The following is a 26,587-nucleotide window of genomic DNA, read 5'->3' as shown; positions in this document are numbered from 1 at the left end:
CGATCAGCCGCGCAGGGCCTCGAGGCGCTGCTCCACGAGGCCCACCAGCTCGGCCATTCCCTCACGGTCGAAGATGAGGCGCGCGCCCGCTGCCGCGTACAACTCGGGCAGGGGTCGCGTCCCCCCCAGCGCCTGGAAGGCCCGGTAGCGCGCCAGCGTGCCGGCCGGGTCCTGCCGCGCGTCGCGCCACAGCTGCAGGGCCCCCAACTGCGCGATGCCGTACTCGATGTAGTAGAACGGCAGTTCGAAGATGTGCAGCTGCCGATACCAGCGCGACACGCGCTCGGCCTCCAACCCGGACCACTCGACGCCGGCCTCGAACTGCGCGCGAATCCGGAGCCACGCGGCGTCGCGTGCGGCCGCGTCATGCCCATCACCGGACGTGTAGATCCAGCGCTGGAAGGCGTCAACGCTCGCGATGTGACAGAGGCTGGTGAGCACATCCTCGAGCTGCTCGATTTCCACCGCCCGGGCCTGCTCCGGCGTGTAATACCCCGTCGGCTGGACCAACCATGGCGTCACGAGCAGTTCCATGCTCATGGACGCCAACTCGGCCGCCTCGTGCCCCGCACTCCGCTGCCACAGCCATGGCAACTGGTTGGCGGCAAAGTCGTGAAAGCAGTGCCCCGCCTCGTGCACCAGGGTATTCACGTCGTCAGGCACCCCCACCGCGTTCATGAAGATGAACGGCTGCTTGCGCCAGGCGAGGTTCGTGCAATACCCGCCGGGGGCCTTGCCCGGCCGGCTCCCCAGATCGAGTAACCCGTTCGCCGACATCTCGCGAAACCGGGCGCCAAGCTCCGGGTCCAGCCGGTCGAAGATGCGCTGCGCCGGCGCGACGAGTCCGTCCACCTCGGTGAACGGCCGCACCGGGTCGCGTGCCTCGAGCTGCACGAGCGTATCCCACGGCCGCAGCGTCGGCACACCGAGCGCCCGGGCCCGATGCGCCATCAGTCGCTCGACCACCGGGGTGACCGTGGTCGCCACGGCATCGTGGAACCGCGCACAGTCATCCGGTGTGTAGTCAAAGCGGTGCTTGGCGGCAAAGGCCCACGCCATGTGATCCGCGAACCCGGCGTTCGTCGCAATCTCCTGACGCAGGACGAACATCGCGTCGAACTGCGCGGCGAGCACCTCGCGTTGGGCGAGGTAGGCCTGGGCCCCGGTGCGAAAGGCCCGCTCGCGGACCGCGCGATCGGCGACCTTGAGGAACGGCTGCAGCTGGGGGACGGTCAGGGAAGTCCCCTCCCATTCCACCGCCAGTCCACCGGTCACCTTCTGGTAGGCGGCCACGTGCTCTTCCAGCCGCGTGAAGAGCGGGATGTTCGCCTCGCGAAAGATCTCGATGTCCGAGCGAAACTCGCGCAGGACCATCGACATGCCCGGCGGCTCCAGCCCGCTCTCCACCAGCCGCCGCGCCAGTCGCACGTGCTGTTCCACCACCTGCGGAAAGATCTCGGACGACCAGCGCAGGTTGGCCGCTTCGCGGGCCGGGTCCGTGGTGTCGCAGGTGTACTCGATCATGGCGATCGACGCCGCCTCTTCCACCAGGGACTGCAGCTGCGACCACGCGGTCAGCCACGCGGTGCCGTCGCCGGTGATGGGAGCCTCGGCCAAGGCATCGTAGAGGGGCGCCAGGTCGTCCCACGTGGCATCACGCAGGTCGGCGGGGGAGGTCGGGGAGGGGGTCGGCAGCGGCACGCGCGCAACTTAACCAGCTGTGCGGACCAGCAAGGTGCCGGATCGACGGCAACGCGCCGGTTCGTCCAAACCCGTCGTTCTGACCGGGCTCCAGATCGGGGAGGAAGGGGCCGATACTCAGCGCTGGCAGGTCCACCTTCGCGCCGTCAATGTCCGACATCTTCCTCGTCCGCCAGCCCGTGTTCGACCGGGGCGACAACGCCATCGGGTACGAGCTGCGCTTTCGGCCGACGGACGATGGCACGGACCCGTTCGCGCGGAGTTACATGAGCGGGTCGTTCGAGTTCCTGCGGTCCGGGCTCCCGGCCTGGGTACGTGCGTCACGCCAACAACTCGTCGAGGGGATCTTCAACACGCCGGAACCCCGGGCCCTGGTCGTCCTGGTCCCCCCGGACGTCGGCGTCGACGACGAGGTGATTGCCGCCGTCGGGGAGCTTGCCAAGCGGGGTGTTCGGGTCGTCCTGGACGAGTTCGAGCTGCCACGCACGGCGGGATCCCCCATTCTCAAGCTGCTCTCACTGGCCGCGATGGTGCGGGTGGACTTGCGGGTCCAGAACCCTGCCGTGCTGGGCGCGATGGTCACGGCGCTCAAGAAGCAGCAGAAGAAGGTGATTGCCGACCACGTCCTGGACGCCAAGCTCCACGAGGCCTGCCTCAAGCTCGGCTTCGACATCTTCCAGGGACCGCACTTCAGCCGCCCGGAGCCGCTGCCAGCGGCCGAGTTGCCCACGTCGACGGCGGCGGCGCTGCGCCTGCTGGCCCTCGCCCGTGATCCCAACACACCGGAGCGTGAGCTGGAGCGCGTGATCTCCGCCGATCCGGGGATCACCTACCAATTACTGCGCATCGTCAACTCGGCGGCGTTAGGCGGCCGCGGGATCACGTCGATCCCGCACGCGCTGCGCCTCGTGGGACGCAACAACGTCATTCGCTGGCTCGCACTCGCCTCCGCCACCTCGCGGACCGGCAAGCGCGGGGTCGACGACGAGCTGATCCGCCAGACGGTGCAGCGCGCCCGGTTCTGCGAGCAGCTGGCCCTGCCCAAGACTGGACTCGACAAGGGGACGTTGTTCTTGATGGGACTGTTCTCGCTCCTGGATGCGGTGTTCCGGATGCCGATGTCCGAGGTCCTCGAGCGGGTCAACCTGGCCGACGATGTGAAAGCGGCGCTGCTCGACCGCTCGGGGCCGTACGCGGACCCGCTGCTGGTGATCGAATCGTACGAGCTGGGCCTGTGGGAGAGTGCCGGCGAGGCGGCGCAGCGCATCGGGCTCGACCCGGCCAAGCTGCCAGGGCTGTACGAGGAGTGCGTGCAGTGGGCGACCGAACAGATGCCCACCGGCCAAAAACCCGCCGTGGCCCGCGCGTCGTAACGCCGGCCGCGCGCCGCACACGCGGCGCGCAACGCCTACTCGTAGCGCAGGGCGTCGATCGGGTCGAGGCGAGCCGCGCGGGACGCCGGGAAGAGCCCGAACAGGATCCCGGTCAGCGCACTGGCGCCTAACGCGGCCAGAATAGCGCCGGTGGGCACCGAGGCTTGCAAGGGCGTGGTGCTGCGGATCAACAGGGACACGCCCCATCCGACCACGAGCCCCACCATCGCCCCGATGGCCGTGAGCGTGGCCGCCTCCACCAGGAACTGCCAGAGGATGGTCGCCTTGGTGGCGCCGAGGGCCTTGCGCACGCCGATCTCTCGCGTGCGTTCGGTCACCGAGATCATCATGATCGCCACCACGCCGACGCCGCCAACGATCAGCCCGATCCCCGACAGGGTGATCATGACGAGGAAGAAGATGCCCGTCATGCGTCCCCAGGTCTCGAACAACTTCTCCTGGGTGATGATGGCAAAGTCGTTCTCCTGCGCTGGCCGCAACCCCCGCTGCGAGCGCAGCGTGGCCACGACATCGTCGATCGCCTCATCACGGGAGACGCCGGCGCGCGGCTTGACGGCCAGCTCGATCCAGTCGATCCAGATGTTCATGTACTTGTTCCCCGTGCTGAAGGGAACGTAGGCGCGCGGGCTGGGGGTGCCGAGGAATTCCCCGCCCCCCTCGAACACACCGATCACCTCGTATGGCGCACGGTTCACCTGCACGACCTTGCCCAGCGGATCACTGGCCTCGCCGAACAGCCGTTTCTTCATTTCCGTGTTGATCACGAGAACTCGGGCGGAATTCAGGTCCTCGGACGCGGTGAAGTTGCGCCCCTCGGTGATGTCGCCGCCGCTGATCTCCAGCCAGTCCGAGGTCGTCGCATTCACGCGCGCCCCGGGGAGCTGGCGATCGAAGTACTTGAACGAGGCCGACGTCCCGGACCCGATGTTCACCCCCTGCACCGTCTCCAGGCGCTTGAGCGCGGCCACTTCGCTCAGGCGGATCGGCGGGTTGTTGCGCCACTTGCAGGTGTCGTCGCTGCCATCGCAGGCCTCCAGCGAGATCGGAAAGCGGTTCACGCCAAAGGTGGTGGGACCGGCCTTCTCGAACTCCTGGGCCACCCCGCGGTTGATCCCGTGGATCGCGGCCGACATCACGACGACGACGAACACCCCGATAGCGATCCCCAGGATGGTCAGTGCCGCACGCACACGATTGCCGCGCAGCTGCTCGACGGCGATGCCGACTCCCTCGACGAGTTGCCCGAGTCGCATGGTCTACTCCTGCCGCAGCGCGGCTACCGGGTCGAGCCGCGAGGCCCGGCTCGCCGGGTAGACCCCGGAAATGATCCCCACCCCCCCACCCACCAGGACCCCCACCACGACCGACCACAACTCCACGCTGGTGGGCAACGGGGACACCGCGGAGATCAGGCGGGCCAGGCCAAAGCCGACCGCCACCCCGAGCGATGCCCCAACAATGGCAAGCGTGGTCGACTCCACCAGGAACTGTGACATGATGTCCCGTCGGCGAGCGCCCAAGGCCTTCCGCACCCCGATCTCCCGCGTGCGCTCCGCGACGGCCACCAGCATGATGTTCATGATCACGATCGACCCCACCAGGAGCCCGATCGCCGGCAGCGCAATCCCGGCCAGCACCAGGAACCCCTGGATCTTCTTCCAGAACTCGAGCGCGCTGTCTGACGTTTGCAGCGAGAAGTTGTCCTTCTGCGCCGGACGCAACCCGCGATGGCTGCGCATGAAGACCCGGATGTCCTCCATGGTCGCCTGCATCTGCTGGTCGTCCGGCAGCTTGACGATGATCCCGTCGATCACCCGCGGCGGGTTCACGAGCCGCCGCGCAGGAGTCTTGTAGGGCGCTACCGCGAACTTGTCCAGGGAGATGCCAAACGCGTTCCCCTGCTTCTCAGCCACCCCAATCACCTGGTACGGGATCCCGCCCAACATCAGCTCGCGCCCGATGGGGTCCAACCCGGGAAAGAAGTGGTTTTTCACGTCCTCGCCGATGACCACCACGGTGGACCCCAGCGCCTGTTCCTGCGCCGACGGCACGCGCCCCACGGTCACGGCCATGTTCTTCTGCTCGAACCAGGCCCCATCGGCCACGGTCACGCTGATGCTGCGCGGCCTGGCATACCGGGACTGCGCCGAGACGTTTGATTCCGAGTAATAGGACCAACTTGCGGACGCCGGGAGTTCATCCAGCACCGGCTGGACATCTTCCTCGCGCAGGCGCGGCCGCGAATTCCACTCGCGCCACTCGGCGTCGTCGATGTCACCCATCGTGATGTTGGGACGCCGCCGGACCTCGAAGCTGTTCTTGGGGATCAGCTTGCCGACCAGGTCGTCCTCCATGAACCGCCCCATCCCGTTCACGATCGACACAATCGCGATCAGGAACATCACGCCGATCGTGACGCCCAGGAGCGTGAAAAAGCTCTTCAGCTTCTGGGCGCGGATCTGGCTCAGGGCCAGGCGGATGGCTTCGAACAGCGGCATGGTCGGGGCCTACGCCACGGCTGCAACGAGGGTTTCACCTCCCGGCCCCGAGCCTCCTCAAACCGCGGCGCCCCCCAGGAAGGCTCCGGCCCGGCGGTTCCGAATTTGTCTCCGCCCTTGTCATCGCCGGGTCCCGGGTGTACCCTTTACCTAGCACTCGTGCCGCTCAGGCGGCGCAACACGTCCTCTAGACCCAGGGCCTGCCAGTCGCGCAGGCCCTTTTTTCATCCCCACCAAGGCAACAGCAATGCGCACAACGGGCACCGTCAAGTGGTTCAACGACTCCAAGGGCTTCGGCTTCGTCACCCCATCGGACGGTTCGAAAGACTGCTTCGTCCATCACTCGGCCATCCAGGGCAGCGGCTTCAAGTCCCTCACCGACGGTGAGCAGGTCGAGTTCGACATCGTTCAGGGCCCCAAGGGTCCCGCCGCCGAGAACGTCACCCGCGTCTCGCGTTGAGCGAGCGCGCTGTGGCTGAGGGCTGGCTTCCACCTCCCTTCCTCAAGACACACAGGGCCATCACGGCCTGTGCTCGGGAGCTGGAAGCCCTCGCGGATGCCGCCGTGGCAGAGGTCGATGCTTGGCACTCCACCGGCATCGCCGACAAGCCCGCAGCTCGTCGCTCCCCCAAGCGGTGCGTGATCCAGGTAGGACCGGTCGCCCTGTCCATCACCTGGCTCCCCTCCGTGGGTGGCGACATCGCGACCGGCGAACTGCTGGTCGTGGTATGGCATGGGATCCTGGGTCCCCGCCCGGACTACCATTTCGAGCGGGTCAGTTCCGGCCCGCCCCCCTCGGCAGCTCGCGAGGTGTGGCAGAAGGTCCTGCACCCGGGGGTCGTCGGGGCGGACAGCTGGCGCTGGCTCGAAGATGGGCAGGAAGCCGCCCATGGACAGACAGGCGCCCAACTCGCCGCGCGTTGTGTCGACGCGCTGCGTGACGCCTTTCACACGGTCACGGGCGATGCTCGACCGCCCGTGCCGAACAACGGAATTCAATGAAGCAGGAAAACATCGAGATGCAGGGCGTCGTCGCCGAAGTCCTGCCGTCTGCCATGTTTCGCGTTTCGCTCGACAACGGACACCAGCTCCTGGCCACCACCGCGGGCAAGATGCGCAAGCATCGCATCCGGATCCTGGCGGGCGATCAGGTCACCGTTGAGCTGTCACCGTACGACCTGAACCGCGGCCGGATTACCTTCCGCCACAAGTAGGCGTCGCGCCGGTTAGTCGGCGCGCAGGGAGGCCATCAGCTCCCCGGCATACCGCAGCCCGGCCACGGTGCGCGAGCCATGCCACGACAGCAATTCCCCATCCACCAGCCGAAAACGGCGCCGGGGGATCTTCGTCGCGTCCGCCAATGCGTCCAGGTGCCGTGTGGTGAACGGAAATGGCTCGCTGGACAGGAGGACCGCGTCGACCGCCTCGGGTGCCAACGCCTCCGACGAAACCGTCGGGTACCGCTCCGCCCCCGTCGCGAACACGTTCACCCCACCGGCCGCCGCGAGGATGCCCTCGATGAAGGTCCCGCCGCCGGCAGCCATGAGCGGCTCCCACCAGATCAGGTAGGCATAGCGGATCGGACGCTCTCCCTCGGTCGCAGCGGCGACCCTTGCCCCCTCCGCGTCGATGACCGCAGCCAGGGCGTTGCCGCGCTCCTCGGCACCCACGAGGGCGGCAATCTCGCGAACCATCGCCGATGTCTCCGCGACCGTCCGGGGCATGGAACTGTGAACCTTCAGCCCGGCCGCCCGGAGGACCTCGGCATCCTCCACCCGGTTCTCCTCCTCATTCATGAGCACGAGGTCGGGGGCAAGGGCGATGATCCGGTCGACCTTGGGGTTCTTGGTCCCGCCGACCCGCTCGACCACTTCCACCCGTCCCTGGGGATGGACGCAGAACTTCGTGCGCCCGACGACTGCGTCGCCGACGCCAAGGTCGAAGACGAGTTCCGTGAGGGAGGGACAGAGCGAAACGAGCTTCATGTCGGGGAACCTGGACCGGTCTGCCGAGGGTAACCGGACGGGGCCTCGCGCGGCAGGGAGTGCCGGGTTTTGGACCGCAACGGGGAGCCCGCGCCAGTCGTCCTCATCCTGCATGGCCGCCCCCCCTCCGTTCCCCCACGCTACCGGTCCCTCCGACGACGGTCATGACGCCATGGCCAGCCGTCGGTACTACGAGCGGGTCATGCGGGACCTGGACCAGGATGCGCCCCCGGCGGCGGTGGGCGCGCTCCTGTTGCAGACGGCGCGGGACTACATGGACTCGGGTCAGGCGACGGCAGCCCTCGATTGCTGTGAGGCGGTACTCGGTCTGGCCAACCATGAGGGGATGGCACCGGTGCTCGCCGAGCTGTACGAGCTCCGCGGCCGACTCCGCTGTGAATCGGGGGCGCTGGATGCCGCACGCGAAGACTTCATGCACCTGCAGCAACACGCGGCCCGGGCGAACATGCCCTGGCTCGTGGCCGTGGCGCACGAACATCTCGCGGCCGTCGCCATGGTGCGACAGGAGTGGGTGGAAGCGATCGGCGACCTGGAGCGCGCCACCACGACCTACCGTGAGCTGGACGCGCGCGAGGACCTGACCCGGGTGCTAGTGCAGCTGGCCACGCTGTACGTTGACCTGCGTCGCTGGACGGCAGCTGAACACGCCCTGGCGGACCTGCATGCGCGCGCCGGCACCGGCAGCCATCCGGCGATGGTGACGCGCCTGGAATTGGTGCGGGCGCAGATGGCCATCGACCGGTCGAACGCCGCTCGCGCACGTTTGTCTGCCGAACGGGCGCTGGAGCATGCGCGTCGAGCGGACGATCCCATGCTGCTGGCCGAGGCGGTGGCGATGTCGGCCCTGGTGTCGCGCGAGTTGGGGGACCTGCCGCGTGCCCTGCAGCTGATCGAGGACGCCGAGCGCCTCGCGCGCTCGCACAACGACCTGATGCTGATGGGCGAGCTGTCCTGCGGGCGCGTGGAGGTGTTGGCACGCCGTGAGGACCACCGGGCGACCCTGCAGGCGCTCAATCGGGCGTATCGCGAGCTGGTTCGACTCTTGGGCGAACCCGGGCCGATCGAGCGGGCCCGCCGCCTGCGACGACTGGAAGCGGAGTTTGTGCAGGTCACCCGCCGGTGGGCGCAGCGATTTGAAGGAACCGACCATGACACCGTGGGGCATGTGGATCGGGTCGCCGACCTCACCTGCGAGATCGCGCGTCGGATGGGGGTGGATCCGGCCTCGTTGCTGGGGTATCGCGTGGGGGCCTACCTGCACGACCTGGGAAAGACTGCGGTGCCCGCGGCGATCCTCAACAAGCGCGGACGGCTGACGCCCGAGGAATGGGCCGCGGTCAAGCGACACCCGGTGGCGGGGGCCGAATTGCTCGCCGGCACCGACCTCCCGTGGGAGGTGCGCCCGATTGTCGAGGGGCACCACGAATGCTGGGACGGCTCGGGGTATCCGCATGGGCGCGCGGGTGAGGAGATCCCGCTGGCGGCGCGCATCACCTGCGTGGCCGATGTCTACGACGCCCTCATCACGCGCCGCCCGTTCAAGCACGCGTTAGGCAGCGACGAGGCCATCGAAGTGATGCGCCGGGACGTGGGGCGCCAGTTCGACCCCGCGGTCTTTCGCGTGTTCGAGGACGTGCTGCGCGACGGCATCGCGATCCCCGGGGTGACGTCGCCCGCCAGCGTACGAACGGAGCCGACGGCCGAGGAGGAGCTGGTCGACGATCCGCTCACCGGTGTCGCCGAGTTTGTCTCCTGGGGGCGCCGCGCGGCGGGGTTGCTGGCTGCGCGACGCTCGGCCGCCACCGAGGCGTGCCTGCTCCTCATCGACGTGGACGACTTTGCGCGGGTGAACACGGCCTATGGTCGGCTGCAGGGAGATGACGTGTTGTGGGCGGTGGCCAAGGTGCTGCAGCGTGGGTTGCGCGCCGGCGACCTGATCGGCCGGCGCAGCGGCGACGAGTTTGTGGTGTTGTTGCCGGAGACGTCGCTGGACCTGACCCGCGAGGTGGCCGAACGCCTGCGCACAGGTGTGGCCGACTTGCGGTGCGCCCGTCGGGCGGCGCCCGACGAGTCGCTGAGCGTCACGGTGAGCATTGCCGTGGCGCAGGCCCCGGGGGACGGCGAGACAGTGGCCTCGCTCCTCGCCGCGGCCGACCGCGCGCACTTTGCCGCCTCGCGAACGGGGAGCGACCAGGTCATCGGGATCGGGGTCACCGGACAGGAGCCCAGCCGCGGACCCGCCGCGCTCGATTTTTCCGCGTTCACCGGACGGGAGGAGGAGTTGCGCCAGCTGGCCGCCTATCTCGACCAGGCGATGGGCGGTGAGCCACGCGCGGTGACGATTAGCGGGGAGGCGGGGATCGGCAAGAGTGCGTTTGTCAGACAGTTGGCAGCGGAAGCGCGACTGCGCTCGGCGTGGATGGTCACCGGACAGGCGACGGGCGATGGCGCGGCCGGCGCGTTGGCGCCGTGGGCGGGGGCAATCACCAGACTTGTTGAGCTGGGTGGCCCCGGGGACCGCGCGTGGCTCGCGCTCCCGGCGTGGCTCCCGGGCGTGTTTCCGCAGCACGATCCGTCGGCCACCGAGCCGTCGCTCCAGCAGATCCAGCAGGACATCGTGACCTTCGTGCGTCGGGCCTCGCGCACGCAGCCCGTGGTCCTGGTGCTGGAGGAAATGCACCTGGCCCCGGCCGCCAGCTGGGCCGTCCTCGATGCGTTGCTGACCGCGGTCGACGAGGAGCGCCTGTTGGTGATCTGCACCATGCGCCCGGAGATCCAGCCGGGGGCGGCCGAGTGGCGACGCCGCGTCCACCAGAACTCGCGGCACGCGAGCGTGGCGCTTCGGCGTTTTGGACTGGACGACGTGCGGCGATGGATCCGGGCCGTCTTTCACGACGCGGCGCCGGGCGACGATGTGGCGCGCTGGGCGTTTGAGCTGTCGGAAGGAATCCCTCGCCTCGTGCTGCACCTGCTGCGCGCCGGGTGTGAAGATGGCACGATCTGGTACGGCGGCACGCGGTGGGAGTGGCAGCCGCCCGCGGACGGGACGCCGTCCGGGGGGGTGGGGTGGGTGCTGGAACGACGCTTGGAACGCGTCAACGCCTCGACCCGGACCATGCTGTCCACGGCGGCCCTCCTGCACCCGGACCTGACCATTGAGCTGTTGGTGTCCGTGCTCGGCATTCCGGAGGCCGAGGCCCGCCGCGCGCTGGATGACGCCATGGGGGCGAGCGTCCTGGTGCCGGTCGCCACGACGGCCACGACGACGACCTTCGACTTCACGCATCCGCACCTGCGCGAGGCCTGCCTGCGCGCCACCCCGGAGCGCCAGCGGCAACATGTGCACGACGTCGCGGCTCGCGTGCTGGAGCTGCGCAGCCCGTCCGCGGTGGCCACGATTGCCGCGCATTACCACGCCGCGGGCAACGATGGTGCGGCCTTTGACTACGCCACGACATCTGCCGAGCGCGCCATGGCCCAGGGGGCGCACGACCTCGCCGTGGCGGCCCTGCAGGTGGCCCAACGGTACGCAGCATCTAATGAATCCCTCGCCACGGTGCGAGTACGCCATGCGGAGGTGGCGGTAGCGGCGGGGCAATACGGCCTGGCATCGTCGCTGTGCGACCTCGCCCTGGAGTGGTTGGACCGCCAGCCCACCGCGGCGGTGACGATTCGCGGGCGGGTGGTGCGGGAATGGGTCCAGTGGCGTCGCGGCCGCGGCGCCGCGCGTGCCGCCGAGGGATTCCGCGCGCTGGTCGACGAGGCGGCGAGGCTGGCGCCGGACACCGTGGCGACCACCGCGCTGGCCGGCGCCGACGCCGCGCTGGCCCGGGCGGCGTGGCCCGAAGCCATGTCGATGGCGCGGCGGGCAGCCGAGGCGGCGGAGGGGCGGGACGCGATCCTGGCCGCCGCGTCTTTGCGCCACGGCGAAGCGGAGCACGCCGAGCGTCCCGGCGCGGGCCTCACTCGCTTGCGCGACGCGTATGCGCGGGGGGAACGGGCGGGCGACACCGGGCTGCGCGCGCTGGGGGCGTTGACGTTAGGCACGGCCCTCGCTCGCGAAGCCGTCACCCCGGAAGCCGACACCCTGCTGACGCGGGCTCTGGAACTGGCCCGGAACGCCCACGACACGGCGCTCACCGCCGCCATCTCGCAGGCACTCGGTGTGCTCCGCGGTCGGCAGGGAGCCGCGCTGGAATCGCGCCAATGGCTGGGGGACGCGGAGCGCCTGTTCACCACCCTGGAGGACGAACCGGGGCGTGTGGTCACGCTGCTGCACGGCGCGCGCCTGCTCCGAGACCAGGGCGCCCGCGACGAGGCGCATCGCCAGTTCGCCGCTGCGGCGCGCCGCGCGAAGGAAATTGACCTGACCTGGGTGGAGCTGGCCGCGCTGTCGGGGACCGCGCTCTCCAATGGGGGGGCGGCGAGCGAGGAAGGTCAGGAGCGCTGGCACCGGGCGAGTGCCCTGATCGCCGACGCGCGGCCGGACTGGTGGTTCCCGGGACGCGAACTCGTCGATGCCTTCGCCGTCCAGGTGGCGCTGACGGGTGGGCAATCCGGGGCCGCGTTTGACCTCTTCTTGCGCGCGCGTCGACGCGCAGAGGAGCTGGATCCGTGGGGGGCGGCGTGGCTGGTCGCCGAGTGCGCCCCAGCGCTCGAAACTGCGGGGATCCGGTCACTCGCCGCGACGCGACGCGACGCCGCCGAACAAGTGAAGAGACGCGGGTTCGCGGCCCTCGCGGGGGCGCTGGGCTGAGCGCACCGCTCCGGGCGCACGGGCCTTTCATCGAACTGTCATCTTCTGCCGTATTACGCGATCCGGCTGGGAGCGGCAAGTTGGCCGGGTGTCTCCGCGTTGGATCGCCCTAAGCGCTCGATGGGCGCTGGTCACGGCCGGACTTCTCTCGCCGCTCGTGCTGCCGGCGCAGCCGCGCCGCGTGCGGCCGCTGCGCCCCGGCCCAATTCCCGGGGCGGAGATGGTGATCGAGTCCACGGACACGGGCTGCGAGGCTCCGGATCAGGTGGATGCCGGCCTGGTGAACGTGCGCCTGTTCAACCGCGGCGGCACCCTGCGCCACGTCGAGTTCATCAAGCGCGATCGGCTCACCCCTCTCGCCGAGGTCCGCGACCTGGTCCTGACCAACGATCGCAACGTGCCCTGGCTGCGTGCCCTCGGGGGACCTGCTCCGGCGAGCCCTGGGGGCGTGTCCTCCGCGACCCTGGTGCTCGAACGTGGGAATTACGTGTTGTCGTGCCTCTTCGCCGGCACACCGAGCCTTCGTCAGCCGTTCCCGGACGGGATCGTAAAGGAGCTGACGGTTACCGCCGGGGTGGGTCCGCTGCGTCCGGTGACTCTTCCGCCAGCGGAACTTTCCATGCGTCTGTTCGAGTGGAACTTCGCGGTGGAGGGGCCGCTGTTCGCGGGACGACGCACGATCAAGGTGGAAAACGCGGGCCGGCTGGAGCACAATGTCTGGATCGTTCGGCTCCTGCCAGGTCGCACCCCGGAGCAGGCCGCGAGCTGGGTGAGCGACCCACGAGGCGCACCGCCGTTCGAAGCGGTGGGAGGGACCACCGAGCTCGAGGCCGACCAGGAGATCAACATCACGGTGGACTTTCTGCCGGGCGAGTACGTCCTGTTGTGCACCTTGTACAATCCGCTGTCCCGACGTTCACATGTGGGGCACGGAATGATGAAGGTGGTGCGCGTGGTGAATTAGGGCGGGAGACGGCGGACGGCGGCCGGCAGCTTCTTGCCGAAGACGGGGGAGCGATGGGAGCGGCGACCCGGGTGGTAGCGACCGTGGTTGGCGCCTAGGTTCCCGGCAGCCTTCACCCCCCCCGTCCATGCGACGACTTTTCCTGGCCGCTCTCGCGGCACCCTTGGCGCTCCCTGCACAGGGCTACGAATTCGATTCCCTCACGATTGCGGCCCTCAAGTGGCGGCAGGTCGGTCCCGCGAACACCAGCGGACGCGTGGCAGACGTGGAAGGGATTCCGAGTCCTTCCAAGACGTTCTTCGTCGCCGCGGCCGCGGGGGGCATCTGGAAGACGACCAACAACGGGGTGACCTTCCGCCCGGTCTTCGACAACCAGCGCGTGATCTCCATGGGCGACCTGGCCATCGCCCCCAGCGATACGATGCAGGTGTGGGCGGGGACGGGCGAGCCCAACTCGCGCAACTCGATCTCGCCGGGCGGCGGCGTCTACAAGTCCACCGACGGCGGGATCACCTGGGCCCTGATGGGGCTGGAGAAGACCCAGACCATCGGCCGCATCGTGGTGCACCCCACGAACCCGAACATCGTCTACGTCGCCGCGTTAGGCGCCATCTGGAACGCCAACAAGGAACGTGGCCTCTACAAGACGGTGGACGGGGGCACCACCTGGGAGCTGGTGAAGTTCATCTCCGACAAGGCCGGGGTCGTCGACGTCGCACTGGATCCCTCGGATCCCAACGTCGTCTGGGCCGCCAGCTGGGAACGTGTGCGCGGGCCGTATTCCCTGCAGTCCGGTGGTCCGGGCTCCGCGCTCTGGAAATCCACAGACGCCGGCGCGACCTGGACAGAGATCAAGGGCGGTGGTTTCCCCGAGTCGACCAAGGGTCGCCTTTCCATCGCACTCTCGGCTTCCAACCCCAACGTGATCTACTCGATGGTCGAGGCGGACACGATGCCGAACCCCGCGCCCAAGGTCGGCCGCGGCCAGCAGCCGCCGCCGAAGAAGCCGGCGCAGGTTCGTCCGTCCGGGCTCTACCGATCCGAGGACGGCGGCAAGACGTGGACGCGCACCGCGACCGACAATACCCGCCCCTTCTATTACTCACAGGTTCGGGTCCACCCGAAGAACCCGAACCGCGTCTACTGGTCGTCGACGCCGGTGAAGGTCTCCAACGATGGGGGCAAGACAGCCATGAACGCGACCGTCGGCCTTCACGTCGACCATCACGCCATGTGGATCGACCCGGTCGACCCGGACCGCATGGTCGTGGGCAATGACGGCGGCATCGGCATCTCGTTCGACCAGGGCGGGAGCTATGTCTTTCCCAACACGTTCGCCATCGCCCAGCCGTACAACGTGTCGTTCGACATGGCCGTCCCCTACAACATCTGTGTTGGCCTGCAGGACAACGGCTCCTGGTGCGGGCCAAGTCGACGCAAGAGCGGGGTCATCACGAGCGCCATGTGGAAGGTGGTCGGTGGCGGCGATGGCTTCGTCACCCAACAGGATCCCACCGACCCCAACACGGTCTATTCCGAGTCGCAGGGTGGGAACATCGGACGCGTGAACATGACGACCGGCGAGCGCGTCGCCCTCGCCAAGCCCAACTGGCGCACCACGTGGATGATGTGGGAGGACTCGCTCATCGTCGCGCGCGGTGACACGATGGTTCCTGAAACCTCGGCCATGAAGAAGCGGCTCGCCGAGCTCCGTGCCCGCCAAAAGGCGGACTCCGCCGCGCTCGACCTGCGCTGGAACTGGAATACGCCGTTCATCATCTCGCCGCACAGCAACACCACGCTGTACATGGGCGCGAACCGCGTGATGAAGTCGACGAAGCGCGGCGACGAGATGTTCGCCATCTCGCCCGAGCTGTCGTACGCGGACACGATGAAGATTCGCATCTCCACGCGCACGACGGGCGGGATCACCCCGGACAACACGGGCGCCGAGACGTATGGCACGATCGTGTCGTTGGCCGAGTCCCCGCTGCGACCCGGCTTGCTCTACGCGGGCACCGACGACGGCCGCGTATGGAGCACCCGGAACGACGGCGGCGCGTGGGAGGAACACACGAAGAACTTCCCGGGCCTGCCCGTCAACGCCTACGTAAGCGAGATCGAGCCGAGCCCGCACGACTCGTCCACCTTCTTCGTGACGTTTGATCACCACCGCGCCGGCGACTTCACCCCCTATGTCTACATGACGCGTGACGGCGGAAAGTCCTTCGCGTCGATCGCCGCCAACCTCCCCACGGGCGGACCCGACTTTGTCCACGTGATCAAGCAGGACCCGGTGAACCCGAATCTCCTCTTTGTGGGAACGGACGTTGGCGCGTTCGTCTCGGCCAACCTGGGGCGTTCGTGGCAGAAGTTCATGACGGGGCTCCCCACCGTGCCTGTCAATGACCTCAAGATCCACCCGCGCGAACGCGAGCTGATCGCCGCTACGCACGGCCGCGCCGCGTGGATCGTGGACATCGCACCCTTGCAGCAGCTCAACGCCACGGTGGCGACCAACGACGTGCACCTGTTCGAGCCGAAGATTGCCCAGCAGTGGGGCGAACAGATCTACGAAGGCCAGTGACCGGGCGGGGCCTCGTACGGCCACATGTGGTACGCGCAGGCCGTGCCCACCTACGGCGCCGAGATCACGTTCCGCCTGACGACGCGCGGCAACAGCCCCACGCGCGTGGTCATCCAGGACGTCACCGGCGACACGCTGCGCTCACTCACCGGCCCCTCGGGGCTCGGCGTACACAAGGTCACCTGGGATTTCCGGGGCAAGGCGCCGGCGCCAAGGCCGCTGTCACCGTCGCAGAAACGCGACTCGGCGAATGCCGTCAACCGGCGCACCTTCGTCTTCGACTCGCTGGCGAAGGGCGGCATGGACACCACCGCGCTGCGCAACTTCCGTCGCATGATCGAGGGCGGGGACATGCTGCAGATGATGCAGTCGTTTGGTGGTGGTGCGCTCCGTGACGGCGGGCCCACGCCAGCCAGTGGCTTCGATCGCTTCAACGCGCGCCCCGGAGAGACGGCGGCCCCAGGTCGCCCAGGTGGTGCCGGCGCACCCGCCGGGATCACGGACCCGAACACCGCGTTCGGCATCATCCAGGCCCTGGCCCCACCAGGCGGAAATGCCTTTGCCATGTTCCAGCGACCCCAAGCGCCGCTCGTGGGGCCCGGCGAGTACCTCGTCTCCATCACCCAGAACGGAAAGACCGTGAAGCAGCGGCTCAAGGTCGAGCGCGCGAGCGGCTCTGGCGCCGCGAGCTCACCGTTCGAGGAAGAGAGACGGCCCCGCTGACCCTGGATCGGCGGGCCGCCCCGGATGCTCAGGGGCGTCCGCCGACCGGTGCCTGCGAACGCGCCACAGGGCGGTGTGGTGGTCGGGACGAACATCGAACTCCTCCACCAACCCCAGTTGCGGCCCGGCCCGTCGCGCGTGAAAGGTGCGGCGGACCGCCCGGTCCATGCCGTCCGAGAGGATGCCGTACGCCACCACGATGGCCACCAGGTACACCAGCGTTAACATGACACCCGTACCGTGCAGGGAGACCCCGGTACGTTACGAGGTTTGCCGTGAAAGTGCCGTGAAAATTCGCCGGGCGTGACTACCCCGCGTCTGGCTCGAGTTCGACGACCGGCAGGGACAGCACGAACCGACTGCCTCCGTACTCGCGGGGCTCGAACCGCACCTCACCGCCCTGCTCCACCGCCAGTCGTCGCGCGATTGAGAGCCCGAGTCCCGCGCCACCCACATCAGGCGGCACGCCGGGGGCTCGATAGAACGGCTCAAAGATGCGATCACGCTCACTGGCTGGCACTCCGGGCCCGCGATCCATCACCACAAACTCCACGCGGCCCGGCGCGCCGCGAAGCACCAGCTCCACGGGTTCGCCGGTGGGACTGTATTTCAGCGCGTTCTCCAGCAAGTTCACCAGGGCGCGCAGCGCCTGCGTGAAGTCGAATCGGCCCAGCAGCAACGGCGGACCGCCGACGCCCGCGGTCCCTTCCACGTGCGTGGTCACCCGTCCCTCACCGGCCAACGCGGCCACCTGTCGCAGCGCGGCGCCCGCGAGGTCCTCGGCCGCGTTCACCTCGAGCCGCAGGGGAAGTGCGCCGGCATTGAGCCGCGAAAGGTCGAGCAGGTCGGCGACCAGTCGGTTGAGGCGATCCGCTTCTTCTTCGATCAACCCGCCTTCGGCGTTCCCGCGGTCACGCAGCCGTTCGGCCAGCGCCTTGATCGTCGTCAGTGGCGTGCGGAGGTCATGGGAGACGCCGCTCAGGAGCGCTGCCTTCAGCGCATCGGCCTCACGAAAGGCTTCCGCGCGCTCGGCTTCTGCCACGAGGGCTACCCGCTCGACGCCTAACGCGGCGTAGTAGGAGAGCGCACGCAGGAACTGCTCCTGGCTTGGGTCGAGCGTGAACGGCGCGAGGTGGGAGATGCTCAGCACGCCGACCAGGCGCCCACGGACCTGCAGCGGGACGTACAGGGCCCGCAGGGCGCGGCCCGCAGGCGGCCAGCGGTGCGTGACGGAGACACCAGCCGACTCGCTGGTCCATTTGGTGCCGTCCTGGCACTCCGCGGCAGCGGCCCCCTTTTCGGCGACCCAGGCGGCGAGACTCAGCGCGTCCGAGAGTTGCGTGTCGGCGGGTGTCGCGCCGTCGATCCCACGAAGGCGTGCGACCAGGGCGGGCGGCGCGCCGCGCGGCAGCAGGATGTCGCATCGCGCCACGTGCAGCGTGGTCCGAATCACCTCGAGGACCCCGCGCAGCGCCTCCTCGGCGCCGCCGGCACTCAGCGCCTCTGCACCCAGGGCCGCGAGCCGCTCCACTTCGGCCGTCCGTCGGCTCGCCGTCACGGCCCGCTCCTGCGCACGGGCGAGGAGCCGTGCCCCGACCAGCCCGGTCGTGAGGAAGGCCGCCAACACCAACCAATCCAGGGGATGCGCGACCACGAGGGTGTGGTAGGGCACCACAAAGAAGAAATTAAACCCGAAGAACGCGGCCACAGCCAACGCGATCCCGAGCCGCTGCCCGGCGGCAGCGCTCCCGCCCAGGACGACCATGAGGAGGGCGAGCGCCACATGCGCATTGTCGAGGTAGGCCCTGAGGGCAACCAGGCCGGCCAGCACCGCCACGAACACGGCCACCCAGGCGATGGTCACCCGGCCGCGCGCCGTCCCCTCTCGCCGGCCGTCGTCCGCGAACGGATCAGCCACTCGTCTCGAGCCGGTAGCCTACCCCGGGCTCCGTGATGAGGTACCGCGGGGTCACCGGGTCCTGCTCGATCTTGCGGCGCAAGTGGGCGATGTAGACGCGCAGGTACTGGTGCGCATCGCCGTGCACGTCGCCCCACACGGCGCGAAAGAGCTGGCGGTGCGTGAGGGTCTTTCCTGCGTTTGTCACAAGGGCCACGAGCAGTCCCCACTCGGTCGGCGTCAGGTGCACCGCCGCCCCATCCCGAAGCACCGATCGGCGCGTCACGTCAATCATCAGGTCCCCGAGGACCAGCGGCCCCTCCTCCGTTGGTGGATGCATCCGTGCGCGTCGCAGTTGCGCCCGAACCCTGGCGCGCAGCTCGCGCTCCCCAAACGGCTTGGTGACGTAGTCGTCCGCGCCGGCATCGAGAAGGGTGGCCTTCTCCTCCTCCGCGTGCCGCGCCGAGAGCACCACGATCGGGACCGTCGTCCACTGCCGCAACTCACGGCACACGGAAAGACCGTCCCGATCCGGAAGCCCGATATCGAGCACGATGAGGTCAGGCCGGAGCACGGCAGCAAGGGCGAGGCCCTCTGCGGCCGTGGGCGCTTCGTGCACCGCGTCGACGTCGTCCCGCAGCGCCGCGCCCACCACGGCGCGAATGCGGGGTTCGTCATCAATCACGAGGACCCGCGCCATCGAGCGCGAGTCAGCCAACGCGCGATGCTCGGGGTCAGGTGACACTCCGAAAGGTATGCGCACGACCGGACGGTCGCCGCGTGCGGACCGCAGCGGCGCCCCGACTTTTTATGCGTTCTTAACGCGCTTTCGGACCGAGTCGGCTTGTTGCTCGTATGCGCGCGCCGTACGCTGCATGGTCGGGTGTCGGACCTGCGATTCGGGTGGCCGGCGTTGTCCCGTCGAGCCCTTCCCGCGACATGTCCCCTCCTGTCCCTCCCGAGGCGTCCTCCCCGGTCCCCCCATCGACCGGCCAGGACGCCGTTGCGCACCACCCTGCAGGGGCTACCCGTCTCACCACACTCACGCTTGCGGCACTCGGCGTGGTGTTCGGCGACATCGGCACCAGCCCGCTGTACACCATCAAGGAGACCTTTGGCCACGCGTACGGCCTGACGCCGAACGCGGCCAATGTGTACGGCCTCCTCTCGCTCATCTTGTGGTCGTTGCTCCTGGTCGTGGTGGTGAAGTACCTGGTGTTCATCCTCCGCGCGGACAACCATGGCGAGGGCGGGGTGCTGGCGATGCTCGCATTGTTGCTCCAGGACCGGGTTGGTGCACGTCCACTGCGGGGCCGCACGATGCTCATCCTGCTGGGCGTCTTTGGCACGGCGCTGTTGCTCGGCGACGGCATGATCACCCCGGCCATCTCGGTGCTCGGCGCGATCGAGGGGCTGGAAGTCGTCACCCCCGCCTTCGCACCGTTTGTCGTCACGGCCACCCTGGCCATCCTCGTCGTCCTCTTCCTTGTGCAGCACCGCGGCACGGAGGGCATCGGCAAGGCCTTCGGCCCCATCACGCTGCTCTGGTTCCTCACCATCGCGGTCCTCGGCATCGCCGAGATCGCTCGTGAGCCACGCATTCTGGGTGCGGCCAATCCATGGCATGGGATCCGGTTCCTGGCCGACAACGGCTTCACCGCGTTTGCCGTGCTCGGGGCGGTGTTTCTTGCCGTCACCGGGGCCGAAGCGCTCTACGCAGACATCGGGCACTTCGGCACGCGCCCCATTCGACTGGCGGCGTTCACGTTGGTCCTGCCATCGCTGGTGCTCAACTACTTCGGGCAGGGCGCGCTGTTGCTGCGGGATCCCACGGCGATCAGCAACCCGTTCTACCTCCTGGCCCCTCGCTGGTTTCTCTACCCGCTGCTCGTGATCGCCACTCTGGCGGCCATCGTCGCATCCCAGGCCCTGATCTCGGGTTCGTTCTCCCTGGCGCAGCAGTCCGTGCAACTCGGCTATGCTCCGCGGTTGCGCATCATCCACACATCGGCGCGCGAGCGGGGACAGATCTACGTCCCGGAGATCAACGCCGTGTTGATGGTGGGCACCATCCTGATCGTGTTGTCGTTCCGCACCTCCAGCGCCCTGAGCGTGGCCTACGGGATCGCCGTCACCGGGACGATGGTGATCACCACGGTGCTCTTCGCGGTGATCGCGCGAACGCGCTGGCAATGGTCTCTTGGGCGTGTATTGGGGTTGACCGCGGTGTTTCTCACGTTCGACCTCGGCTTTCTCGGGGCCAACGTGCTGAAGATTGGCCGTGGCGGGTGGGTCCCGCTTGGCATTGCCCTGGGCTTCGTTGCCCTGATGACCACCTGGCATCGCGGACGCGAACTGTTGACGCAGCGCATGCGCCAGGCGTCGATGCCGCTCGAGCTGCTCTTGAACGACCTGCAGCGGCGTCGCCTTCCGCGCGTCCCGGGCACTGCCGTCTTCCTCACCTCGGATGACGAAGGCGCCCCGGTGGTGCTCCTGCACCACATCAAGCACAACCGGGCGGTCCAGGAACAGGTGGTGCTCCTGTCGATCGGCTCCGCCAATGTGCCCACGGTCGACGACGACGCCGGGATCCGATGCGAGCCGCTCGGTGTCGGCTTCTATCGTGTCCATGCGACGTTCGGCTTCATGCAGACGCCCATCGTCACGGACATCCTCAAGCGCTGCGTGGCGCATGGGCTGCACACACGGGCCATGGAAACCACGTATTACCTCGGGCACGACCGCCTCCTGCCCAGTGGATCATCCCGCATGACGTCGTGGCGCAAGCGGCTGTTCATCCTGATGGCGCGCAATGCGCGGTCGGCGTCGGAGTTCTTCGGACTCCCGCCAAATCGCGTGGTGGAACTGGGGGCGCAGATCGAGTTCTAGTGGGCTCGGGACTCACCCGGGGGATGTGGCGTGCGCGGCCCGGGGGCAGATTGGTGGCAACTCCACCACCGATCCTGCATGCGCTTTCCGACGCGTGACCTCGCCGCATTCCTCTCCCTGATCGTGCTCGCGGGCTGCACGGCCCCCGAGCCAGCGCCGCCCCCCCCAACGGCGTTCAACCTGGCGGTCGACTCGTTGGTCGCGCAGAGCATGGCAGATGGGAAGGTCCCCGGCCTGGCGATCAGCATCGTGCGCAACGACTCGGTGATTCACAGCAAGGGCTACGGCGTCGCGGATCTCGCGTCGCAACGTCCGATGACCGACACGACCCCGGTGATCATCGGATCGACGAGCAAGACCTTTACGGCGTTCGCGCTGATGCAGCTGGTGGATGCCGGACAGGTCGCTCTGGACACTGCCGTGCAGCGCTACGTGAAGGTGATGCAGGACAACGTCCCGGTCGACCCGCGGCTCACGGCGATCACCTCGCGGCACCTGTTGACCAACGTCTCCGGGCTCCCGTTGGGATTTTCGGGTGATCCGTACGGCACCGGTGCGGACACCAGCGCGGGCGCGCTGGAGCGTCTCGTGCGCGAGGACATGCTCGCCCGGCCACTCGACTTCGCTCCGGGAACGGGGTTCACCTACTCCAACCGCGGCTTCTCGCTTGCTGCACTCGTCGTGCAGGACGCCAGCGGCCTCTCGTACGAGGACTACATGGCGCAACGGGTGTTTGGCCCGCTGGGCATGCGCCACAGCACGGCGGAGTTCTGGCGCAGCGAGGCCATGGGGCGCACGCTGGGGTACCGCGAGGACACCACGGGGAAGCCGGTGCCGCGCCCGCCCGCAGCGAGTCGCGAGTGGACCGGCTCCGGAATGCTGACGTCCACGGCGGCGGATGTGGGGACATACCTGCGGATGTTGTTGCGTGGGGGCACGGCGCCCGACGGGACGACGCTGCTCTCCCAGGCTGGAGTCACCGAGCTGTTGCGCCCCCAGCAGAAGGGGGAGAGCGAGCTGGGCGGACCCACGACGTACGCGTTAGGCTGGGAGGTCAACGACATGGGCGGGATGTCGCTCACCATGAAGGGCGGGAGCGTGATCTCCATGGGCTCCCTCTTCGTGATGTTGCCGCAACAGAAGGTGGGGATCGCCATCGTCTTCAACCTCGTGGACTACGGCAAGGTCCAGCTCCTGCAGAATCTGCTCGCCCTTATGGCGGGTGCCCCGACGTCGCCGTATCAGGTCGCCCCGCCTGCGCCAGCCGTGCCCGGGACGAAACACCGGATGGCCCCCGCTCGCCTCGCATCGTTTGCCGGAGACTACATGACGCGATGGGGGTTGATGCGCGTGCGCACACAGGACACCATGCTCACGGCGTCGTATGAAGCCAACGATGTGGTGTTGGAGCCCGCATCTGACACCTCGTTCATCGTGCGGAGCGCGTTGCGCGAGCAGGAAGGCACCACGATCACCGTGCGGCGCTGCGGCACCACGACCTGCCTCTGGATGCGCGGAGATTCCAGTGGTGTGCGTTTGCCATAGTCGGCGATGAAGCCCGACGTCGCGTACCTCATCGCCATCGTCATGGCGGTGACGCTCCTCGGCAGCCTGGGCTGGCGCGCGTGGCCACACCGCCACCAGGCGACCGGCGCACCCTTCATGGTTTTCGTCGGTGGCGCCATTGCCTGGTCCCTCCTCGTCGGCGCCATGGCCCTGGCCACGCCCTCGGTCGCGCGCACGCTCCTGTTCCTCAAGTATCTGGCCATTGGGGTCACCCCGGTCGCGACCTACCTCTTCGTCGCGGTCTACCTTGGCCGACGCGATCGCGTGACCGCCGGCGCCTGGGGTCGATTTCTCCTGCTGCCGGTGATCGGATGGCTGGCCTCGTGGCGCGACGGATGGGGGATGATTGGTGACGTCACCTTTGCGACGTCGCACGGACTCACCGCGGTGTCCGACATCCGGCTTGGCCCCCTCTACTGGGTGTGCACGGGATACCTGTACGCCCTGCTGCTCGTGGCGATCGGGCGGTTGATTGGTGCCGCGCGTGCCGGCGGGATCCTGACGCGCGCCCAGGCGATGCCGGTGCTCGTCAGCCTCGTCCTGCCGTTCTTCTGCAATATGCTGTTGATCACTGGGGTGACGCCGCCGGAGTTCGACCCCATGCCGATCGGCATGGCCGTGGCGGCCCTCGCGCTCTGGTGGGCCACGTTGGGGAGCAACCTGCTGACCCTCGTTCCCGTGGCCCGTGGCGTGTTGGTGGACTCCCTGCGCGACGGCATCCTGATTGTGGACGCCGCCCGACGCATCATCGACGTCAACGCGGCCGCCGCCCGGTTGCTGGGACGCGAGGCGCACGCCCTGATTGGCCTCGAGGCACGTCCCCCCTTGCTTCCCGCGTGGGCCACCACGCAACTCAACGTGGCCGACGACGGTGCCGGCCCGACCGTGCTCCACGGCGACCGTCACTTCGACCTGCGGCGCATCGACGTCACCGTCTCAAGCGACCGGGTGGGGGCCTACATTCTCCTCTTCCACGACGCGACCGAACGCCAACGGCTGCAGGATGGCCAGGCACAGCTCATCGCCGAACTGCAGGCCGCCCTCGCCGAGGTCAAGACGTTGAGCGGCCTCCTCCCGATCTGCGCGGGATGCAAGCGGATCCGGGACGGCACGGAGACGTGGCAGCCCATCGAGGAGTACCTCACCCGCCGGACGCGGGCGGAGTTCTCACACGGGATGTGTCCGGAATGCATGGCGACCTGGTATCCTGAACATCCTGAGCTGCACCAGTAGCGTTCTCCCGTCCGACTCCCATGGCAGACACCGAATGGTGGCAGCGCGGCCCGGTGGCCGGCGTCCCCGACACCCTGCAACCGGTCGCGCATATCCTGCTGCAAGTGCGGGAGAGCGTGGAGGAGCTCGTCCCATCCCTCACGGTGGCTGAGTGGAACCAGCAACCGGCCGGCGTTGCCTCACCCGCATTTCATGTGAAGCACATGGCCGGGGTTATTGACCGTCTCTTCACGTACGCCCGCGGCGAGGCGCTCTCCGACGCACAGCGCGCGGCCCTCGCCGCGGAGCGGCACCCGGTGACGGAACCCGACATTGGCGAGATCCGGGCGGCGCTCGCCACCCGCGTGGACCAGGCGGTCGCTGAGCTCCGGACCATCAACCCCGCCACGCTCGGCGCCTTTCGTGGAGTCGGTCGCGCGCAACTCCCGTCCACGGTGATTGGCTGCCTCGTGCATGGCGCCGAGCATGCCATGCGGCATGTGGGCCAACTGTCCGTCACGGTGCGGGTGATACGGGCCGGCGGCTGAATGCCCGCCGGCCGTTGTGGCTCACCCGCCGGTCGCGCGCCGGAGCGCCGCTGATCCCCCAACCACCGGCAGCACCAACGAGGTCCCGTTGAGGTCGAGCGTCAGGGTCGTCCCCGGGCGAGGCCAGAGCGTGAAGTCCCGATCGCTGGAGAAGACCATCAGGCCGATCCGCTTGCCGGCCGGAATCACCTGGTCATCCGGCTGCAGGGTGAAGCCCATCTCCACGAACTCGCCCGGGACCAGCGGCTCGCCACGCGTGAGTGACCGGCGGTTCTGCAGGTCGGCCCATCCACGCGTGATGACGCTGAAGTTGGGTTGACGTGGGCCGGCGTCGGTGAACGGCAGCGCGACCAGCCAGACGCTAAAGTTGGCCGACGGGCGATCCGAGGCGACGCGCACGGTGATGCGCGCCGTCCCCGACAAGTGGAGCGGCTCGGTGAGTTCCGGGGTCGCGTAGACCAGCCGGTGCTCGGAGGTCGCCACCTTGGCGAGGGAGTCACCTGCAATCGCCACGTTGTCGACGAGGCGCTCGGTGCCCAGGCCGGTCCGCCGGGTCGTCGCCAGTGCGCCAACGGACCGGCCGCCGCTCACGGGATACAGCGTGACGTCGCGCGCTTCGGGGTTCGGCCAGGCCGCATACGGCGTCGGCTCCAGGCGATTGCTCCCCTCACGGACGATCCAGCTCTTCGGATCGCGCTCCACACCGTTGTCGACGTCGTAGAGGTATCGCGAGAACCAGCGGTTCATCATGTCCAATGGCGGCGCGCCCCCGTGTCCGCCCTGGTGGTAATACACGGCGACAGGTGTCCCCTGCTTCTGGAGTGCCTCCACCACCCGCACCGAGTGTTCGGGCATCACGTTCCAGTCATTCCAGGCGTGCGCCATCAAGACCGCCGCCTTGATCCCCTTCACCTGCGGCACGTAGTCGCGCCCCGCCCACCAGTCGTTCCAATCGCCGCCACGGCGATCGTGGTTGGCGTGCATCTCCTGTTCTCGCACGTGTTCGTTGCACCAGGCGCGTCGCGCCGGGTCACCCGAGTTGATGAAGTCGTACAGGAAGTCGATGTCTTCGCCCAACCACCCGCCGGGGTGGCGCACCAGGCCAAACGAGCGATAGTAGTGCCAGTAGGACGTATTGGGCGCGATGGGAATGATCACCTCGAGGCCGGCGACGCCCGTGGTCGCCGCCGCAACCGGCAACGTGCCGTTGAACGAGGTCCCCGTCATTCCCACCTTGCCGGTCGCCCAGTCCGCTCGCACCTCGGTCCCGCCCTCACGTTCACTGAAACCCCTCGCGCGACCGTTCAGCCAGTCGATCACCGCCTTGGGGGCCAGGGACTCGTTGGTACCGCCGACCGTGGGACAGCCCTGCGAGAGCCCGGTCCCGGGTGATTCCGAATGCACCACGGCAAACCCTCGTGGCACCCAGTCACGCACCTGCGCGTCACTGATGCGCACACGATCCGGTCGCCAGGCGATCTCCGGTTGCGACACGCGCGTGGGCGGAGGTGCCCCCACCTCCTGCTGGACATTCCAGAGGTGCTCCCGCGGTCCCGACGTACCGGCGAAGTAGGGACTCGTTTCATAGATCACCGGCACCTTGAGCCCTTCCGCCGTGGCGCCGGGACGCGTCACGTCCACATGCATGCGATCGCGCCGACCATCACCGTCCGAGTCAAACTCGGTTTCCACCCACAACCGCTGGCGAACCCAGCGTGTGCTATCCGCGAACGCGGGCACGACTTGCGCCATCCCGTTCTCGAACACGGGGCGCGCGGTCGACTGCGCCGCCAGGGGTGCAGGCACCACCGCGAGCCACATCGCCCACCCCGCGCGTCGCGTCCCC

20 protein-coding genes are annotated in these 26,587 nt (G+C 68.4%); 12 read left to right on the top strand and 8 right to left on the bottom strand.

Features of this window, described 5'->3' with window-relative positions; all coding sequences use genetic code 11:
* Positions 1-3: 3 nt before the first annotated feature.
* Positions 4-1,701, bottom strand: coding sequence for a M3 family oligoendopeptidase (locus IPK85_09305; GenBank protein ID MBK8247577.1), 1,698 nt, complete (start codon positions 1,699-1,701; stop codon positions 4-6).
* 149 nt (positions 1,702-1,850) lie between these two features.
* Here IPK85_09305 and IPK85_09300 point away from each other — a divergent pair, with 149 nt between their 5' ends.
* Positions 1,851-3,074, top strand: coding sequence for an HDOD domain-containing protein (locus tag IPK85_09300; protein MBK8247576.1), 1,224 nt, complete (start codon positions 1,851-1,853; stop codon positions 3,072-3,074).
* 35 nt (positions 3,075-3,109) lie between these two features.
* Here IPK85_09300 and IPK85_09295 read toward each other — a convergent pair whose 3' ends face one another.
* Together IPK85_09295 and IPK85_09290 are read right to left on the bottom strand one after the other, a co-directional pair.
* Positions 3,110-4,348, bottom strand: coding sequence for an ABC transporter permease (locus IPK85_09295; GenBank protein ID MBK8247575.1), 1,239 nt, complete (start codon positions 4,346-4,348; stop codon positions 3,110-3,112).
* A 3-nt stretch (positions 4,349-4,351) separates the two neighbouring features.
* A complete protein-coding gene (locus IPK85_09290) occupies positions 4,352-5,593 on the bottom strand; it encodes an ABC transporter permease (protein MBK8247574.1) in 1,242 nt (413 codons plus the stop codon).
* A 247-nt stretch (positions 5,594-5,840) separates the two neighbouring features.
* Between IPK85_09290 and IPK85_09285 the strand changes: the two genes are divergently transcribed.
* Genes IPK85_09285 through infA form a run of 3 tightly spaced genes read left to right on the top strand, consistent with a single transcriptional unit; the run spans position 5,841 to position 6,807 of the window.
* Positions 5,841-6,053, top strand: coding sequence for a cold-shock protein (locus tag IPK85_09285; GenBank protein MBK8247573.1), 213 nt, complete (start codon positions 5,841-5,843; stop codon positions 6,051-6,053).
* On the top strand, positions 6,050-6,595 hold the full coding sequence (locus IPK85_09280) for a hypothetical protein (GenBank protein ID MBK8247572.1): 546 nt from the start codon (positions 6,050-6,052) through the stop codon (positions 6,593-6,595). The genes IPK85_09285 and IPK85_09280 overlap by 4 nt, the downstream gene beginning before the upstream one ends.
* On the top strand, positions 6,592-6,807 hold the full coding sequence (gene infA / locus IPK85_09275) for a translation initiation factor IF-1 (protein MBK8247571.1): 216 nt from the start codon (positions 6,592-6,594) through the stop codon (positions 6,805-6,807). Before IPK85_09280 ends, infA begins: the two co-directional genes overlap by 4 nt.
* A gap of 12 nt (positions 6,808-6,819) precedes the next feature.
* Here the strand turns inward: infA and IPK85_09270 are convergent, their stop codons facing one another.
* Positions 6,820-7,578, bottom strand: a complete 759-nt coding sequence (locus IPK85_09270) for an ABC transporter substrate-binding protein (protein MBK8247570.1) — start codon at positions 7,576-7,578, stop codon at positions 6,820-6,822.
* A 172-nt stretch (positions 7,579-7,750) separates the two neighbouring features.
* On the opposite strand from IPK85_09270, the gene IPK85_09265 reads away from it, so the two are divergent.
* The 4 genes from IPK85_09265 to IPK85_09250 all read left to right on the top strand — a co-directional run bounded on the left by IPK85_09265 (position 7,751) and on the right by IPK85_09250 (position 16,629).
* Positions 7,751-12,355 carry a diguanylate cyclase gene (locus IPK85_09265; protein ID MBK8247569.1) on the top strand — a complete coding sequence of 1,535 codons (4,605 nt, stop codon included), beginning with the start codon at positions 7,751-7,753 and terminating at the stop codon, positions 12,353-12,355.
* A gap of 88 nt (positions 12,356-12,443) precedes the next feature.
* Positions 12,444-13,319 carry a hypothetical protein gene (locus IPK85_09260; GenBank protein MBK8247568.1) on the top strand — a complete coding sequence of 292 codons (876 nt, stop codon included), beginning with the start codon at positions 12,444-12,446 and terminating at the stop codon, positions 13,317-13,319.
* Positions 13,320-13,446: 127 nt separating this feature from the next.
* The gene (locus tag IPK85_09255; GenBank protein MBK8247567.1) at positions 13,447-15,906 is read left to right on the top strand and encodes a hypothetical protein; all 2,460 of its coding nucleotides are present in this window, start codon (positions 13,447-13,449) and stop codon (positions 15,904-15,906) included.
* Between the two features lie 42 nt (positions 15,907-15,948).
* Positions 15,949-16,629 carry a hypothetical protein gene (locus tag IPK85_09250; GenBank protein MBK8247566.1) on the top strand — a complete coding sequence of 227 codons (681 nt, stop codon included), beginning with the start codon at positions 15,949-15,951 and terminating at the stop codon, positions 16,627-16,629.
* Here IPK85_09250 and IPK85_09245 read toward each other — a convergent pair.
* From IPK85_09245 to IPK85_09235, 3 genes are all read right to left on the bottom strand, one after another.
* On the bottom strand, positions 16,597-16,857 hold the full coding sequence (locus tag IPK85_09245; GenBank protein MBK8247565.1) for a hypothetical protein: 261 nt from the start codon (positions 16,855-16,857) through the stop codon (positions 16,597-16,599). The two genes, IPK85_09250 and IPK85_09245, sit on opposite strands and share 33 nt — an antisense overlap.
* 79 nt (positions 16,858-16,936) lie before the next feature.
* Positions 16,937-18,547 (bottom strand): DUF4118 domain-containing protein, encoded by a 1,611-nt coding sequence (locus IPK85_09240; GenBank protein ID MBK8247564.1) that lies wholly within the window; start codon positions 18,545-18,547, stop codon positions 16,937-16,939.
* Entirely contained in the window at positions 18,540-19,226 is a 687-nt protein-coding gene (locus IPK85_09235; protein ID MBK8247563.1) for a response regulator, read from the bottom strand. The genes IPK85_09240 and IPK85_09235 overlap by 8 nt, the downstream gene beginning before the upstream one ends.
* Positions 19,227-19,465: 239 nt before the next feature.
* Here IPK85_09235 and IPK85_09230 point away from each other — a divergent pair, with 239 nt between their 5' ends.
* The 4 genes from IPK85_09230 to IPK85_09215 all read left to right on the top strand — a co-directional run bounded on the left by IPK85_09230 (position 19,466) and on the right by IPK85_09215 (position 24,741).
* Positions 19,466-21,415, top strand: coding sequence for a potassium transporter Kup (locus tag IPK85_09230; protein ID MBK8247562.1), 1,950 nt, complete (start codon positions 19,466-19,468; stop codon positions 21,413-21,415).
* A 78-nt stretch (positions 21,416-21,493) separates the two neighbouring features.
* The gene (locus IPK85_09225) at positions 21,494-22,960 is read left to right on the top strand and encodes a beta-lactamase family protein (GenBank protein MBK8247561.1); all 1,467 of its coding nucleotides are present in this window, start codon (positions 21,494-21,496) and stop codon (positions 22,958-22,960) included.
* Positions 22,961-22,966: 6 nt separating this feature from the next.
* Positions 22,967-24,214 (top strand): PAS domain-containing protein, encoded by a 1,248-nt coding sequence (locus IPK85_09220; GenBank protein MBK8247560.1) that lies wholly within the window; start codon positions 22,967-22,969, stop codon positions 24,212-24,214.
* Between the two features lie 20 nt (positions 24,215-24,234).
* Positions 24,235-24,741 carry a DinB family protein gene (locus tag IPK85_09215; GenBank protein ID MBK8247559.1) on the top strand — a complete coding sequence of 169 codons (507 nt, stop codon included), beginning with the start codon at positions 24,235-24,237 and terminating at the stop codon, positions 24,739-24,741.
* Between the two features lie 21 nt (positions 24,742-24,762).
* Here IPK85_09215 and IPK85_09210 read toward each other — a convergent pair whose 3' ends face one another.
* Positions 24,763-26,562: a Xaa-Pro dipeptidyl-peptidase gene (locus IPK85_09210; protein ID MBK8247558.1), complete on the bottom strand. Its 1,800-nt coding sequence runs from the start codon at positions 26,560-26,562 to the stop codon at positions 24,763-24,765.
* Positions 26,563-26,587: the final 25 nt, after the last annotated feature.

The sequence above is a fragment of the Gemmatimonadota bacterium genome, assembly GCA_016712265.1.
Classification (GTDB): Bacteria; Gemmatimonadota; Gemmatimonadetes; order Gemmatimonadales; family Gemmatimonadaceae; genus RBC101.
Note: the sequence above shows the minus strand (reverse complement) of the source record. Positions and strands in the feature narration are given on the sequence as shown.